The 13,525-nt window shown below is 60.3% G+C and carries 13 protein-coding genes; 3 read left to right on the top strand and 10 right to left on the bottom strand.

Annotation, left to right across the window (positions count from 1 at the left end; translation table 11 throughout):
* Positions 1 to 80 precede the first annotated feature (80 nt).
* Genes F8N43_RS20365 through F8N43_RS20340 form a run of 6 tightly spaced genes read right to left on the bottom strand, consistent with a single transcriptional unit; the run spans position 81 to position 4,332 of the window.
* Complete coding sequence (locus tag F8N43_RS20365; RefSeq protein ID WP_150654262.1) at positions 81 to 1,763, bottom strand: acyl-CoA synthetase family protein; 1,683 nt, start codon at positions 1,761 to 1,763, stop codon at positions 81 to 83.
* On the bottom strand, positions 1,760 to 2,305 hold the full coding sequence (locus F8N43_RS20360) for a hypothetical protein (protein ID WP_150654261.1): 546 nt from the start codon (positions 2,303 to 2,305) through the stop codon (positions 1,760 to 1,762). Before F8N43_RS20360 ends, F8N43_RS20365 begins: the two co-directional genes overlap by 4 nt.
* Positions 2,302 to 2,556 carry an acyl carrier protein gene (locus tag F8N43_RS20355; RefSeq protein ID WP_150632682.1) on the bottom strand — a complete coding sequence of 85 codons (255 nt, stop codon included), beginning with the start codon at positions 2,554 to 2,556 and terminating at the stop codon, positions 2,302 to 2,304. Before F8N43_RS20355 ends, F8N43_RS20360 begins: the two co-directional genes overlap by 4 nt.
* Before the next feature lie 9 nt (positions 2,557 to 2,565).
* Positions 2,566 to 2,841, bottom strand: coding sequence for a phosphopantetheine-binding protein (locus F8N43_RS20350; protein ID WP_150632681.1), 276 nt, complete (start codon positions 2,839 to 2,841; stop codon positions 2,566 to 2,568).
* Positions 2,819 to 3,631 carry a lysophospholipid acyltransferase family protein gene (locus F8N43_RS20345; RefSeq protein WP_150632680.1) on the bottom strand — a complete coding sequence of 271 codons (813 nt, stop codon included), beginning with the start codon at positions 3,629 to 3,631 and terminating at the stop codon, positions 2,819 to 2,821. The genes F8N43_RS20350 and F8N43_RS20345 overlap by 23 nt, the downstream gene beginning before the upstream one ends.
* A complete protein-coding gene (locus F8N43_RS20340) occupies positions 3,607 to 4,332 on the bottom strand; it encodes a beta-ketoacyl synthase chain length factor (protein ID WP_150632679.1) in 726 nt (241 codons plus the stop codon). The genes F8N43_RS20345 and F8N43_RS20340 overlap by 25 nt, the downstream gene beginning before the upstream one ends.
* A 355-nt stretch (positions 4,333 to 4,687) precedes the next feature.
* On the opposite strand from F8N43_RS20340, the gene F8N43_RS20335 reads away from it, so the two are divergent.
* Positions 4,688 to 5,458, top strand: a complete 771-nt coding sequence (locus F8N43_RS20335; protein ID WP_150632678.1) for a ParA family protein — start codon at positions 4,688 to 4,690, stop codon at positions 5,456 to 5,458.
* Between the two features lie 33 nt (positions 5,459 to 5,491).
* Here F8N43_RS20335 and trxC read toward each other — a convergent pair whose 3' ends face one another.
* Positions 5,492 to 5,926, bottom strand: coding sequence for a thioredoxin TrxC (trxC, locus tag F8N43_RS20330; RefSeq protein ID WP_150640025.1), 435 nt, complete (start codon positions 5,924 to 5,926; stop codon positions 5,492 to 5,494).
* A 192-nt stretch (positions 5,927 to 6,118) separates the two neighbouring features.
* Here trxC and F8N43_RS20325 point away from each other — a divergent pair, with 192 nt between their 5' ends.
* A complete protein-coding gene (locus F8N43_RS20325; protein WP_150640024.1) occupies positions 6,119 to 6,415 on the top strand; it encodes a type II toxin-antitoxin system HigB family toxin in 297 nt (98 codons plus the stop codon).
* Positions 6,412 to 6,813 carry a helix-turn-helix domain-containing protein gene (locus F8N43_RS20320; RefSeq protein ID WP_150632675.1) on the top strand — a complete coding sequence of 134 codons (402 nt, stop codon included), beginning with the start codon at positions 6,412 to 6,414 and terminating at the stop codon, positions 6,811 to 6,813. Before F8N43_RS20325 ends, F8N43_RS20320 begins: the two co-directional genes overlap by 4 nt.
* Before the next feature lie 6 nt (positions 6,814 to 6,819).
* Here the strand turns inward: F8N43_RS20320 and selO are convergent, their stop codons facing one another.
* Genes selO through F8N43_RS20305 form a run of 3 tightly spaced genes read right to left on the bottom strand, consistent with a single transcriptional unit; the run spans position 6,820 to position 13,459 of the window.
* The gene (selO, locus tag F8N43_RS20315; RefSeq protein ID WP_150640023.1) at positions 6,820 to 8,283 is read right to left on the bottom strand and encodes a protein adenylyltransferase SelO; all 1,464 of its coding nucleotides are present in this window, start codon (positions 8,281 to 8,283) and stop codon (positions 6,820 to 6,822) included.
* 48 nt (positions 8,284 to 8,331) lie between these two features.
* Positions 8,332 to 11,682, bottom strand: coding sequence for a mechanosensitive channel MscK (gene mscK / locus F8N43_RS20310; protein ID WP_150632673.1), 3,351 nt, complete (start codon positions 11,680 to 11,682; stop codon positions 8,332 to 8,334).
* 34 nt (positions 11,683 to 11,716) lie between these two features.
* Positions 11,717 to 13,459 carry a potassium/proton antiporter gene (locus F8N43_RS20305; protein ID WP_150654260.1) on the bottom strand — a complete coding sequence of 581 codons (1,743 nt, stop codon included), beginning with the start codon at positions 13,457 to 13,459 and terminating at the stop codon, positions 11,717 to 11,719.
* Between the last annotated feature and the right edge of the window lie 66 nt (positions 13,460 to 13,525).

Raw genomic sequence — 13,525 nt, 5'->3', positions numbered from 1 at the left:
CCCACATAGGATTTGTGCACGACGCCGCCCTCCTGTGGGCGCGAGTCTGCTCGCGATTGAGTGCGCAGCACTCACCCGACTTACTCATCACAAGAAGCCTCCAGCAAAATCCGCCCGCTGGAGCACGTGGCGGTCTCGTTGCGATAGGCGAAATACAACTTGCTGCGTACCGGATCGAAGCGCAGGTGCAACTGGACTTCATCGCCGGGGCGCACCAGTTGCTGGAATTTCAGCACTTCCATGCCGGCGAATTTTTCCGGCAGGTTCATCAGTTGCTGGCCGAGGCTCAGGGCCCAATCCACTTGCACCACGCCCGGCAATACCGGCGCTTTGGGGAAATGGCCGCTGAAGTACGCGAGGTCGGGTGGCACCGCCAGTTGCAGGCTCCACTCACCATCGACTTCGACCTGCTCCAGCACTTGCGGCGTCTTCGGGCGCGGGGCCAGCAGTAAGGCTTCCACGTCGGCCTGAGGCAGTTTGCCTTGAGCGTTGAGCGGCAGTTGTCGCAGCAGGCGCCAGCGTCGCGGCAGTGCAAGGGCTTCACAATGCTGGCTGAGGTGTTGGCGCAGTTCCTGAGTGAGGGTGCGGCGCCCCTGATTGCGCAAGGCATGCAAACCCGATTCGCTCAGCACCAGCAGCGCACCCAGTGAAGCGCGATTTTCCTGAACCACGCCCAGGCGTGCTTCGCAGACCCAGTCGTGGGCCATCAGCGCGTGTTCCAGCATCGGCAGCGAGATGCGTTTTTCTTCCAGTTTGACGATCCGGTCCAGCCGCCCGAGCAATTCGAAGCGGCCGTCGGCGGCGATTCGCGCGGCATCCGCGGTGTGTTCGACGTGACCCGGCGGCAGATACGGCGACGTAATGAGCAGCGCACCGTCACTGTCCTGGCTCAATTCGATGCCGGCAAAAGCTTGCCAGAGGTCGTTGCCCTGACGCCAGGCGATGCCACCGGTTTCCGAACTGCCGAGGATTTCCGTTGGCCACTGGTGCAGGCGTTGCTGCAGGCTTAGCGCCGCTTCGGCCGGCAACGCACCGCCAGAGGAAAACACCCGGCGAACCGCGCTCAGCGCCGGCCAGTCGAGGTTGTCGCCCATGCGCTTGAGCAGTGCCGGGCTGGCGACCCAGGCAAAGGCCGGGTGTTCGCGGCTGGCGCGCTGCAAATCTTCCGGAAAGGCCAGTTGCTTGCGCACGAACGAGCGCCCGGCACACAGCGGCCACAACACCCGAAACAGCAGGCCGTAGATGTGCTGGGTGGCAACGCTGCCGATGATGCAGGCTTCAGCCAGATCGACGCCCCAGAGCTGCTCCAGTGCCTGGACTTCATTGGCCAGTTGGCGCAGGTTTTTGTCGATGCGCTTGGGTTCGCCACTGGAGCCGGAAGTGCACAGGCTCAGTGTGCAGCGGTCCAGGTCCAGCGCTGTGGCACTGAGTGGCGCATGGCGATAGTCGCTCAGTTGCGCATCATCGGCCTGATCCGTCAGCCACAGATCCACTTCGCTCGACCAACGCTGACGCGTTTGCGGTTGCAGATCGGCAGGCAACAGCACGCTGACCCCGGCGCGCCAGGCACCCAGCAACGCAATGGCCAGGTCGGCGGCGTCGTCAAGGTGCACGGCAATGCGCTGCACGCCCTGGGCTTGCAGGCCGGCGGCCAGGCTCAGGGCCTGTTCGCACAACTGTGCGTGATTCAGCGCCGGATCGGCCGTCACGGCGCGCTCCGGTTGAGCCTTGAGCAACAATTGCTCAAGTTTTATCCAATTCATGGGTGGCCTCGTACCCGTTGTCGTATGAGCCATTCAATGGCAAACATCAGGCCGATCAACCCATAGGAGATCAGGCCGGTGTACAACATCCACCAACTCAGCGGCGCCCAGAGAGTCAGGGCGGCGGCGCACAAACCGTTGCAGAGAAAAAACACACACCAGGCAATGGTGACCTGGCGCGTATAGCGAATCGCCTTGGCCGGCAAGCGTGGTTCGCGCAAGCGGGCCAGGCGTTCGATCATTGGCGGGCCGTATTTCAGGCTCAACCCGAACAGCACCAGCATGAAGCCGCTGATCAGCACGGGGTACCAGCGCAGCATGGCGGGGCTGTCAAACAGGGCCAGCAACAGGCAAAACACGATGGCGACGGTGGCCATCCACAGGCTTCCCGGTCGACGCACCCCCGTCACCGCTCGCGCCAGCCACAGGCTGCCCAGCAGCAGACCGAACTGCCACGGGGCGAAATGCTCCATGCCGAAATACACCGCGAAAGGGTACAGCAGCCCCGCGAGCAGCAGGCCGAGGCCGATCAGTCGACTCATGCGGCCGGCTGAACCAGACGGTAGACCGCCTCGACGACGTCGCTGACGGTACGCACTGTTTTGAATTCTTCAGCGGCGATTTTCTTGCCGGTCTGGCGCTTGATATGGTCGATCAGGTCGACCGCGTCAATGCTGTCGATTTCCAGGTCCTGGTACAGGTTGGAATCGAGCCTCACACGCTCGGGGTCCAGCTCGAAGAGTTCGACCAAGGCATCGCGCAGGGTGTTGAAAATGTCATCACGAGTTTGCATGGTCCGGTCTCAAGCTGCCTGTTTTGCAGTGACGAACGCCGCAAGGCTCGCCACGTTGCTGAAGTGATTACGGGTGTCCTTGGCGTCGGCATCGATTTTGATACCGTACTTTTTCTGGATCGCCAGGCCCAGCTCCAGGGCGTCGACCGAGTCCAGGCCCAGGCCTTCGCCGAACAGCGTCTGGTCATCGCCGATGTCTTGCGCACTGATGTCTTCGAGGCCCAGGGCTTCGATGATCAGTTCTTTGATTTCGTGCATGAGACTAAGAGTGTGCAGATCGCTCATCTTCGGCGAGCTCCTTAATAAAGTAGTGATGCAGGTAGTCATTGAGCTTGCGCGAGGCTTGAGGCGCGGGCCCTTGCGCGGCGAACGCCTGTGGGTCTATATCGGCCCCCACACGGAAACTGAAGTGCACGCGGCGTTTGGGGATCCGATACCAGGGTTCGGCCTTGGTCAAGGTGGTCGGGCTGACCTTGATGACCACCGGCGTGAGGATTTTCGCACCGCGCAGTGCGATCGACGCCGCACCCCGATGAAAGGAGGGCGCTTCGCCAGGCCGCGTACGCGTGCCCTCGGGGAAAATGATCAGGGTCTGGCCGCTTTTCAGCGCGTCGGCCGCCGCGTCGAGCATGTCCATGCTGCCGTCGTTGCTGATGTATTCGGTGCGGCGCAGCGGGCCTCGGGTGAAGGGGTTTTCCCAGAGGCTGCTTTTGACCACGCAGTTGGAATGGCGCACCAGACCGATCAGGAACACCACGTCGATCAGCGACGGGTGATTGGCGATGATCATCTGCCCGGGGCGGCCGAGTTTTTCCGCGCCCTCAATGTCGTAGGTCAGCACGCCGGTACGGGCCATGAACCGGACGAAAAACCAGAAGCAGCGACTGACGGTTTGCCGCGCACGCAAGCGGTGCGTCTGCGCATCGCCGGGCAGGCAGCTCAGTACCGGGAAAATCACCAGGCGCAGGCACAGTCCGCCCAACCCGAAGAGAGTGAAGCTTGCGGCGGTGGCCAGCAAACGCCAGTAATAGGCGTCGCGGCTTTTTTCGGTTACAGGTTGCGTTGCCAGGTCCATACACGATTTTTCCAGGCATGTTGGCAGGTGGTTTGCTGGCCGAGCAGGGTACGCAAGAGATTCAGGGCATGGGGCCAGTGGGCTTTGGACAACTCATCCGAAGTGCTGTTCAAGGACAGTTGCCAGTCGTTGCCCGGCGTCAGTAACAAACCCACCGCATAGGGAAATGGCACATCATCGATCCAGGCCGAATAGACTTCGGGAGGCTGTTCTTCTGTCACCACCAGCAGAACCGCGGGCGCGCCTTCGGCAAGCAGCGCCGCCGCCTCTAGCATGCCGTGTTCAAGTCCATCGCCGGCCGCAGCGAGGGCGGTCATTTCGCTGGTTTCGCCGCGCATGATCGACCACAGGCCGATGACCGCGTTATGCACAGACAGGCTGAACTGGGTCGGCGACAGTGGCTGGTCGGCGGCCAGATCGCTGAGGATATCGAAGGTGCGCGGGGTTTCGCCGTGGCGGGAAATAAAGACCAACGGTAGGTCAGTGCGACCATCGGCCAACGGCCAGCCGACACTGAACGCCATCCGCGCTAGACGGCTGAGCCGCCGCCGCTGCATGGCCGGCAGAAACGAGACGTCGGGGGCGGCATCGCTGCTCTGTAGCGCGACCGGTTGTCGGCTCCAGGCCTGCCAATCGTCCACGCTTTCGAGCCCAGGGGCCCACGCGCGCCATTGGGCGATGTTGAAATTGATCACAGGCATTCATCCCGCCCCTGCGGGCTTTCTTGACGCGGCAAGTCGCAGAATCAGCGATTCACCTGACGTGACGCTGAGCGTCGAGTGGCGCGCATTATCCCGGTGCGGCGAGCGCGTAGCAAATGCTGGTTACATTTTGCCCAACGAAATGGACCGATTGGTACGTGAGTGGATGTCGTTTGGCCATTGTCCACATCGAGCCATGGATGTCTGTCGGCTCCGAGAGCATTTTTCTGGACGAGATGGCGGCTTTTTCAGTGAGCCTTCGCACCTGACTGTGTAGTCCCTTTGCCGGCGAGGTAGCTAAGCGACGCCATGGACTACTACACTCGGTCATTCTTTGATACACGGAGGTTTTGACATGCGGCGCGTGGTATTCAATCAGAAAGGCGGCGTAGGCAAATCCAGTATTGCCTGCAATCTGGCGGCGGTCAGTGCCAGCGAGGGCTATCGAACCCTTCTGGTGGATCTCGACGCTCAGGCCAATTCCACCCAGTACCTCACCGGGCTCACCGGTAATGACATTCCGATGGGGATTGCCGACTTCTTCAAGCAGACGCTGTCTTCAGGCCCGTTTTCGAAGAAAAACCAGGTCGATATCTACGAAACCCCGTTCGACAACCTCCACGTCATCACCGCCACTGCCGAGCTGGCCGACTTGCAGCCCAAGCTTGAGGCGAAACACAAGATCAACAAGCTGCGCAAACTGCTCGACGAGTTGGCCGAAGACTACGACCGGATCTACCTCGATACGCCGCCAGCCCTGAACTTTTATGCTGTATCGGCTTTAATTGCCGCCGATCGTGTGTTGATTCCCTTCGACTGCGACAGTTTCTCGCGTCAGGCGCTGTACGGCTTGCTGGCGGAAATCGAGGAACTGAAGGACGACCATAACGAAGGGCTGGAGGTCGAGGGCATCGTCGTCAACCAGTTCCAGGCCCGTGCCAGTCTGCCGCAGCAAATCCTCGACGAATTGATTGCCGAGGGCTTGCCGGTGTTGCCGGTGTATTTGGGTAGTTCAGTACGCATGCGCGAATCGCACCAGGCCAATACGCCGCTGATCCACCTCGATCCACGGCACAAACTGACCCAGCAATTCGTCGAACTGCATAACCTTCTCGAAAGCGCCTGATCCGCCGAAACAACATCGGCCATTGTGGTGGTATTAAATCCCCTGGCTACGCAACCAGCTCATCAACTGCGGTAACGGGAAGGCGCCGCTCTGGCGCGCCACTTCCCGGCCGTTCTTGAACAGAATCAGGCTCGGAATCGAGCGAATCCCCAACTGGGCGGACAGCTGCTGATTAGCCTCGCTGTCCAGCTTGGCCAGCCTGCATTTCCCAGCCAACTGACTCGCCGCCTGCTCGAACACCGGGGCAAAGGACTTGCACGGCCCGCACCAGTCCGCCCATACGTCCACCAGCAAGGGCAGATCACCCTTGATCTGACTGGCGTAATCGCCTTGTTTCAATTCGAAAGGCTTGCTCAGCAAGACCTCGGCTTTGCAGCGACCGCATTTCGGCTGGTCGTTGAGGCGCTCGGCAGGGATGCGGTTGAGGCCGTTGCAGTAGGGGCAGGGGATGAGGAGTGGTTCGGTCATGAGGGTGGTCCTTTTAGGCGGCGTCCTCCTGATTTGGAGACGTTTGTTCATATTTTCAACCGTTCGAACAAGCGCAGCGAATCTACGCTAGGAGAATGCTGGCGCGCCGCTGGTCGGCCTATGATTATCGCAACTTGCGATATTTACCTCCTGTGGTTAACTCATCCATAGCCAATGCGATAAGGAAATTGCATGCGTGTGTTTTCTGAAAAACGAATATGGGACTCAAAGGAAAAATGGCCAAATGCAGCAACTGCGCTTGACCATTGGTATCGAATGGTCAAGCGCAATAGTCCTTGTGATTTTGCCGCCATGAAATCGTTGTTTTCTGCGACGGACAAAGTTGGTGAGTTACATGTATTCGATATTGGGGGGAATAAGCTGCGTTTGATTGCATATGTCAGGTACCGGAGCCAGAAGCTGTACATCAAACACGTGCTGGATCATCGCGAATATGACCGAGGAAAATGGAAGGAGGGAAAAGAATGAGTGCATTGATCAAACAGGCGGCTGAGCACTGGGCGTTCGTTTCGCCATTGTTGCGCAAGCCGAAAAACGAAGACGACTACGACAGGCTGGTTCTTGCGCTTGATGAGTTGCTCGAAATAACCGGTGATGACGAGTCTCATCCACTTATGAGTCTTGTCGACATCATTGGTGACTGGATAGAGGAATGGGATCACAAACATCGCCCTATGCCCGAAGCAAGCGGGGCTGATGTTCTTGGTTACATGATGCGGGAGCACGGTTTGACTCAGAGCGATCTGCCTGGTGTTGGCACTCAATCGGTGGTGTCCGAAATCCTGAGCGGCAAGCGTCAGCTCAACCTGCGGCAGATCCGTTGGTTGGCAGAGCGCTTCGGTACGTCAGTGGAAACCTTTATCTAGCCGGGTTCAGGAAGAACAACTGATCTCCAAATGCTTCCCCCACTCCGGCGGCCGCTCGGCATAGCTCTCCATCCCTGGCTGCTCCTCAAACGGCTTGCTCAACACCGCATGCAAGCGGCGAACCTCTGAGTAGTCGCCGCTTTCCGCTGCATCGATCGCTTTCTGCGCCAGGTAGTTGCGCAGGATGTAGAGCGGATTGACCGCATGCATCCGTTGGCGGCGTTGTTCCTGATCGACCGCGCCTTCGCGAGCAACCCGCGCGACATACAGCTCGGCCCAGGCATCGAAGCCCTTGATGTCGACAAAGTCGTCGCGCAATCGGGCAACGGCCAGCTCCGGCGATTCATCGCCCAGGCGGCGGAAAAACAGGCTGTAATCGACGCCGCTGTTCTGCATCAGTTGCAGCAATTGCTCCAGCAGTTTCTGGTCCTCGTCTTCAGCGGTGGTGAGCCCGAGGCGGCGGCGCATCAGGTCCAGATAGTGAGCCTGGAACAGCGGCAGGTACAGACCCAGGGTTTCACGCAGGGCCTCGACGCTGATGAACGGCGTCAGCGCCTGGGCGAGCGCGCTAAGGTTCCATTGACCGATCGGCACCTGGTTGCTGAAGGAATAACGGCCCTGATCGTCGGAGTGGTTGCAGATGAAGTTGGCGTCAAAGTCATCGAGGAACGCGAACGGGCCAAAGTCGAAGGTGATGCCGAGGATCGACATGTTGTCGGTGTTCATCACGCCGTGGCAGAAACCATAGGCCTGCCATTTGGCGATGAGCTCGGCATTGCGCTCGACGATTTCGCGGAACATCGCCAGATAAGGTTCGGACTGTTCGAGGCATTCGGGGAAGTGCATGGCCAGCACGTGCTCGCCGAGTTCTTTCTGTTTCTCTGGGCGTTTGGTGTAGTAGAAAAATTCGAAATGCCCGAAGCGCACATGGCTCGGCGCCAGGCGCAGAACCATGGCCGCGCGCTCCTGTTTTTCGCGCCACACCGGCGTGTCGGAGCCGATCACGCACAACGCGCGGGTGGTCGGGATGTTCAGGGCGTGCAGCGCTTCGGACGCAAGAAACTCGCGGATCGACGATCGCAGCACCGCGCGGCCATCGCCCATGCGCGAAAAAGGTGTCTGGCCGGCGCCCTTGAGGTGCAAGTCCCAATGCTCGCCGGCCTCGTTGTAGACCTCGCCCAGCAACAGGCCGCGACCATCGCCCAACTGAGGGTTGTACGAACCGAACTGATGCCCGGAATAGACCATCGCTCGTGGCATCGCGTCGGCCCAGAGCTTGTGCCCGCTGAACAGCTCGGCGAACTCCGGAGTTTCAGCGACGGCCGGATCAAGGTCGAGCAACGCCATGGCGGCGGGGCTCGCAACGACCAGACGCGGATTGTCGATGGGTTCGGGTAGTACGTGAGTGGAAAACGTATCGCCCAGGCGATCGAAGCGATTATCGAAGGTCAGTTCGTCGAGGGCTTTCACCGGCCATCTCCAGCAGAATGTCCGAGCATTCTGCTAGGAATAGGGCGGTTAGTCGAGTTTGGCGGGCGGCGGCTCTTGCGGTGGTTTGCCATCGACCAGCGGCACGATGGTTTTGGTTTCCGGTTCGATTGGCACCATTTTGTATTCCTGACCGTGCAGGTTCTTCAGGTAAACCTCCATCTGCCGGAACGAGATATTGATGTGCTGCTTCTTGAACTCGCGGTTGATGAAGCGGTTGACCTCATCGAGCACCGGGTTGCGGTCGCCGAGATCGCGCACATGCATGCGCAGCTCGTGGTCGAGGGTGCTTTCGCCGAAGTTCAGGAAGTACACGTGCGGTTCCGGATCCTTCAGCACGCGCGGGTTGTCCCGGGCGGCTTTGAGCAACAGCTCTTTCACCAGGTCCAGGTCCGAACCGTAATCGACGCCGAGCTTCAAGGTCACCCGGGTAATGGTGTCGGTCAGCGACCAGTTGATCAGTTGCCCGGTGATAAACGTCTTGTTCGGGACGATGATGTCCTTGCGGTCAAAATCGGTGATGGTCGTGGCGCGGATACGGATCTTGCTGACCGTGCCCGACAGGTTGCCGATGGTGATCGTGTCGCCGATCCGCACCGGGCGTTCAAACAGGATCATGATCCCGGAGATGAAGTTCGCAAAAATCTCCTGCATCCCGAAACCAAGGCCCACCGACAGCGCCGCCACCAGCCACTGCAACTTGTCCCAGCTCACGCCGAGCGTGGACAGGGTCGAGACGAAACCGACGCCGGCGATCACGTAAGACAGCAACGTCGTCGTGGCGTAGGCGCTGCCCTGCGCCAGGTTCAGCTTCGACAACACCAACACTTCCAGCAGCCCCGGCAAGTTTCGCGCGAGGGCAAAGGTGATGCCGATGATGATCAGCGCGCCGAGCATGTCGCCGATGCTGATCGGCACCATGCTCATGTTGGCGCCGGTGCCGCTGGTGTATTCGTAGAGGGTGATGTTGTCGAGGTACGAGAACACCGAAATCAGATCGGACCAGACCCAGTACAGCGCAGCGATGAAGCCGCCGAGCAGCGCCAGGCGAATCAGGCGCAGCGATTGCTCGTTGACCTTCTCGATGTCCAGGGTCGGCTCTTCGATCACCGCTTCGCCATCGCCGGCCTCCTTTGCCGCCTGCCGTTTGGCCAGGGCGCGCTGGTACGCGAGACGGCGTGCCGCAACGCTCAGGCCACGGACGAAGGTGGCTTCGATCACCAGCCAGAACATCAGCAGGTAAAGCGTGTTGATCAAACGGTCGCTGAGCTTCAGCGCGGTGTAGTAGTAGCCGAAGCACACCGCTACGAACAACGCGACAGGCAGGACAGTGAACATGACCCCGACCGCTTTGCGGAACAGTGAGGCGTTTTCGTGCGTCGGGCTACTGATCAGCAATCGGCTGAGCAGCCAGGCCATCAAGGCGTAGCAGATCAATACGACCGGCATGCCCAGCACATCGTCGGCCAGCGCCGCCGGTTGCAGCTCGGCAACCGCCACCACCGCGACCAACGCCATGACAACCAGCCCGAGACGACGGACCCAGCCCTGAAGGAATTCGACCTGAGGCTTTTCCCAGCGGAAATGCAGTTCGGCGACGCCGCCCGGCGCGAGGATCCGGTAAGCGGTATAGAACACCAGCCAGGCCTGCGCCATTTGCAACAAGGCCGAGCCCATGTTGGCGTTCTGCCCTCGAGCATCGATTTGCAGGGCCAGGCCACACAAGGCCAGGCCCAGCGCAACCGGTAATGCCAGCAGAATATTGATCAGAATCGCCTGCGGCGTGTGCAACTGGCTGTCACGCTTGAAGTGGCCGATGTCCTGGTGAACCTTGTTCAGTCGGGCATACAGGCTTTTGCGCCGCCACAGCAGGGCGCCGATCACCAGCACCAACGGCAGAAACAGCAGCGGTCGTTGAGTCAGGCCGTCAATCAGTTCGCTCACGCTCGACGCCAGCGGCAGGGTTGCCACCTGGCGTTGCAGACGCTCTGGCACGCCGCGCATCCATTCCAGATCGAGCGGCTTGTTGCTCGGAATCCAGAACATCTGTTCGTCGAGGGTCGCCCGCAGGCTTTGCGCGGTGCTGAGCAGTTGCTTCTGATTGAGTTGCAGTGTGATCGATTCGTTGAGCACCGCGCTCAGTTCGCGGTTCAGCCGCTCCAGCAGGTCGGCGCGGGTGGTCGCGATTTCCAGCAGGTTCTTGCGCAGTTGCGGGGTGACTTGCTCGGGGGGCTGAGTCGACAGCAGGTTGTCGACATAGGTCGCGGGGTTGCTGAGCAATTCCCGTTGTTGGCTGACCTCGAACTGATACAGGCGAATGTCGGCGATCTGGTCCGCGAGGTCGCGGTCGAGCTTGAGGCGCGGCAGCCCCTGTTTCTGTTTGTAGAGGATTTTCGACAGCAGCAGGCTGCCCTTGAGCACGTTGATTTGCTCGTCGAGGGCCGAATCGCTCTGGGTCACGTTGTCGAGCTGCTGCTTGGTCTGCAGGTTTTGCTGAGTGACGACGTTCAGGCGGTCGGTGCTTTTGAGCAGGTAGTCGGACAGCTTCAGATTCGCCGCGCTTTCGGTGGCCAGTAGCGCACTGCCGCCGGACTTTTGCGCCTCAATGGACTGCTGCGTCACCGTCTCCTGAGATTGAGCCAGGCGTTTCTGGTTGATCAGGTTTTGCAGCTCCTGGATTTCGCGATCCAGGCGGTCGGATTTTTCCGAGAGCAAGTCATGCTGGCTGTTGCCCAGGTCCTGCAACTGGCTGTTGCCGGCCAGTTCCTGGCGACGCAGGGGGATCAGCGCATTCAGCGCCGCGAGTTCGGCATTGAGCAGGTCGCGCTGTTCGCCGCTCAAGGTCTTGCCGTTGTCCTTGCCGTTCTTGAGGACGTTATTGATCTGCTGGATACGCGTCTGGCTGGTGGAAATTTCCGCCTGGGCGCGCTCGGGGCGGGTTTGGGCGGTAATGACCAGGCTGTTCGCATCGGCGAGGGCTTTTTGCAGATCGCTTTGCTGGGTCGAGCGCTCGGTCAGCATCTGCTCGAGCTGCTGCACGGATTCTTTGCCATAGCGTTGCGCCACCGGGACGGCGCTGGTGGCTTTCAGGCGCGTCAGTTCCCGCTGGTTCTCGATGTTCTGCTTGGGCGCGGTGGCGAGTTGTTGCTTGAGATCGGTCAGCTTCTGCTCGTAATCACGCTTGTTGTTGAGCTGGGTCAGCGTGTTTTGCAGCAGCGTCTGCAGGGCTTTCTGATCGGCTTCCGGCAGTTTGCGGTCGGCGATCTTGTTCAGGCTCGCCTGCACCGCTTCGCTGGACGGCGGTTCGGCCGCTTGCAACGTGCCGACAGAGAGACTCAAGCCCAGCAGGGCCATGATGAAAAAGGTGCGCAGGGTTGACATAGAGACCGATCGAGAACGAGACGAAGAGTGGAGTTTAGAGGAACAAGCCCGGGCCTGGGCGACTTCCTTCGGGGAATCTGACGCCCACTTTGCCGATCTTGTTCCCTTCCATGACCGCGACGGTCCAGATGGTGTTGTTCCATTCCACCTGGTCACCCACGACTGGCGCACCGCCCACTTTGTGGGCAATGAAACTGGCCAGCGTCATGTCCGGATCGATGCCCTCGACTTTCAACCCGTACAGGGCAGCAACCGCAGCCAACTGGGCATCTCCCTCGAGTACGAAGTCGCCGAAGAAGCGCAAATCGAGGCCTCGTTGCGGTGCCTGGCTAAAGAGTTTTCCAAGGGCCGGCAGGTTGTGTTCATGGCCGATAACACACAGCAAATCATCGACTTCAAGCACCGTACTACCCGACGGATGGAGCAGTTGCTGACCACGAAACAGGGCCGCGATGCGCGTGCCGTCGGGCATTTTCAGTTCGCGAAGGGGCGAACCGATGCACCATTTTTCGGCGCCGAGGCGATAAACGAACAGCTCCCACTCGCTGGTGACATGCACTTCCAGCGCGGCGCGGGAAATCGGCGCCGGCTCCGGCGGAACGGTCACCTTCAACAGTTTCGCCACCCAAGGCAGGCTGGTGCCCTGCACCAGCAACGAGACCAGCACAATAAAGAACGCGAGGTTGAAGTACAGCTGGGCGTTGGGCAGGCCGGCCATCAGCGGGAACACCGCCAGAATGATCGGGACCGCACCGCGCAGGCCGACCCAGGAAATGAAGGCTTTCTCTCGGCCGTGGAAGGCCTTGAACGGCAGTAGGCCGACCATCACCGACAGCGGCCGGGCAAACAGGATCATCCACAGCGCCAGGCCCAGCGCGGGCAGGGCGATGGGCAATAAATCATGCGGCGTAACCAGCAGACCCAGCACCAGGAACATGCCGATCTGCGCCAGCCACGCCATGCCGTCGAGCATGTGCAGAATGCCGTGACGGCTGCGCACCGGACGGTTGCCGATCACCAGGCCACACAGGTAAACCGCAAGGAAGCCGCTGCCATGTAGGGCGTTGGTCAGGGCGAACACCACCAGACCACCGGCAATCACCAGAATCGGATAAAGGCCGGTGGCCAGGTTGATCCGGTTGACCAGTTGCAGCATCAGCCAGCCGCCACCGAGCCCGATCACGCCGCCGATACCGAACTCGCGCACCAGATGCCCCAGCAGGCTCCAGTGCAGGCCGGTTTCGCCACTGGCGAGCATGTCGATCAGGGTGACGGTGAGGAACACCGCCATCGGGTCGTTGCTGCCGGATTCGATCTCGAGGCTGGCCGTGACCCGTTCGTTCAGGCCTTTGCCGCCGAGCAGCGAGAACACTGCCGCGGCATCGGTGGAGCCGACGATGGCGCCGATCAGCAGGCCCTGAATCAGGTTCAGATTGAACAGCCACGCCGCGGCCATGCCGGTCAGCCCGGTGGTGATCAACACCCCGACCGTGGCCAGCGACAGCGCTGGCCATAACGCCACGCGGAAACTTGACACCCTGGTTCGCAAGCCGCCATCGAGCAGGATCACCGCCAGCGCGAGGTTGCCGACCAGATACGCCGTTGGGTAGTTATCGAAAATGATGCCGCCGCCGTCGACGCCGGCAGCCATGCCCACGGCCAGGATAATCACCAGAATCGGGATACCGAGGCGGGACGAAAGTGAACTCACCAGAATGCTCGCACCTACCAGCAACGCGCCGATCAAGAACAGGCTGTTGATGGTCGTCGCATTCAAAGGCAATACTCCAGAAAGCTGAAAAGGCGGGCACAAACTGACCATGCAGTCTGCGTGCCAGCGATT

Source organism: Pseudomonas fluorescens (assembly GCF_902498065.1).
GTDB lineage: Bacteria > Pseudomonadota > Gammaproteobacteria > Pseudomonadales > Pseudomonadaceae > Aquipseudomonas > Aquipseudomonas fluorescens_BJ.
Note: the sequence above shows the minus strand (reverse complement) of the source record. Positions and strands in the feature narration are given on the sequence as shown.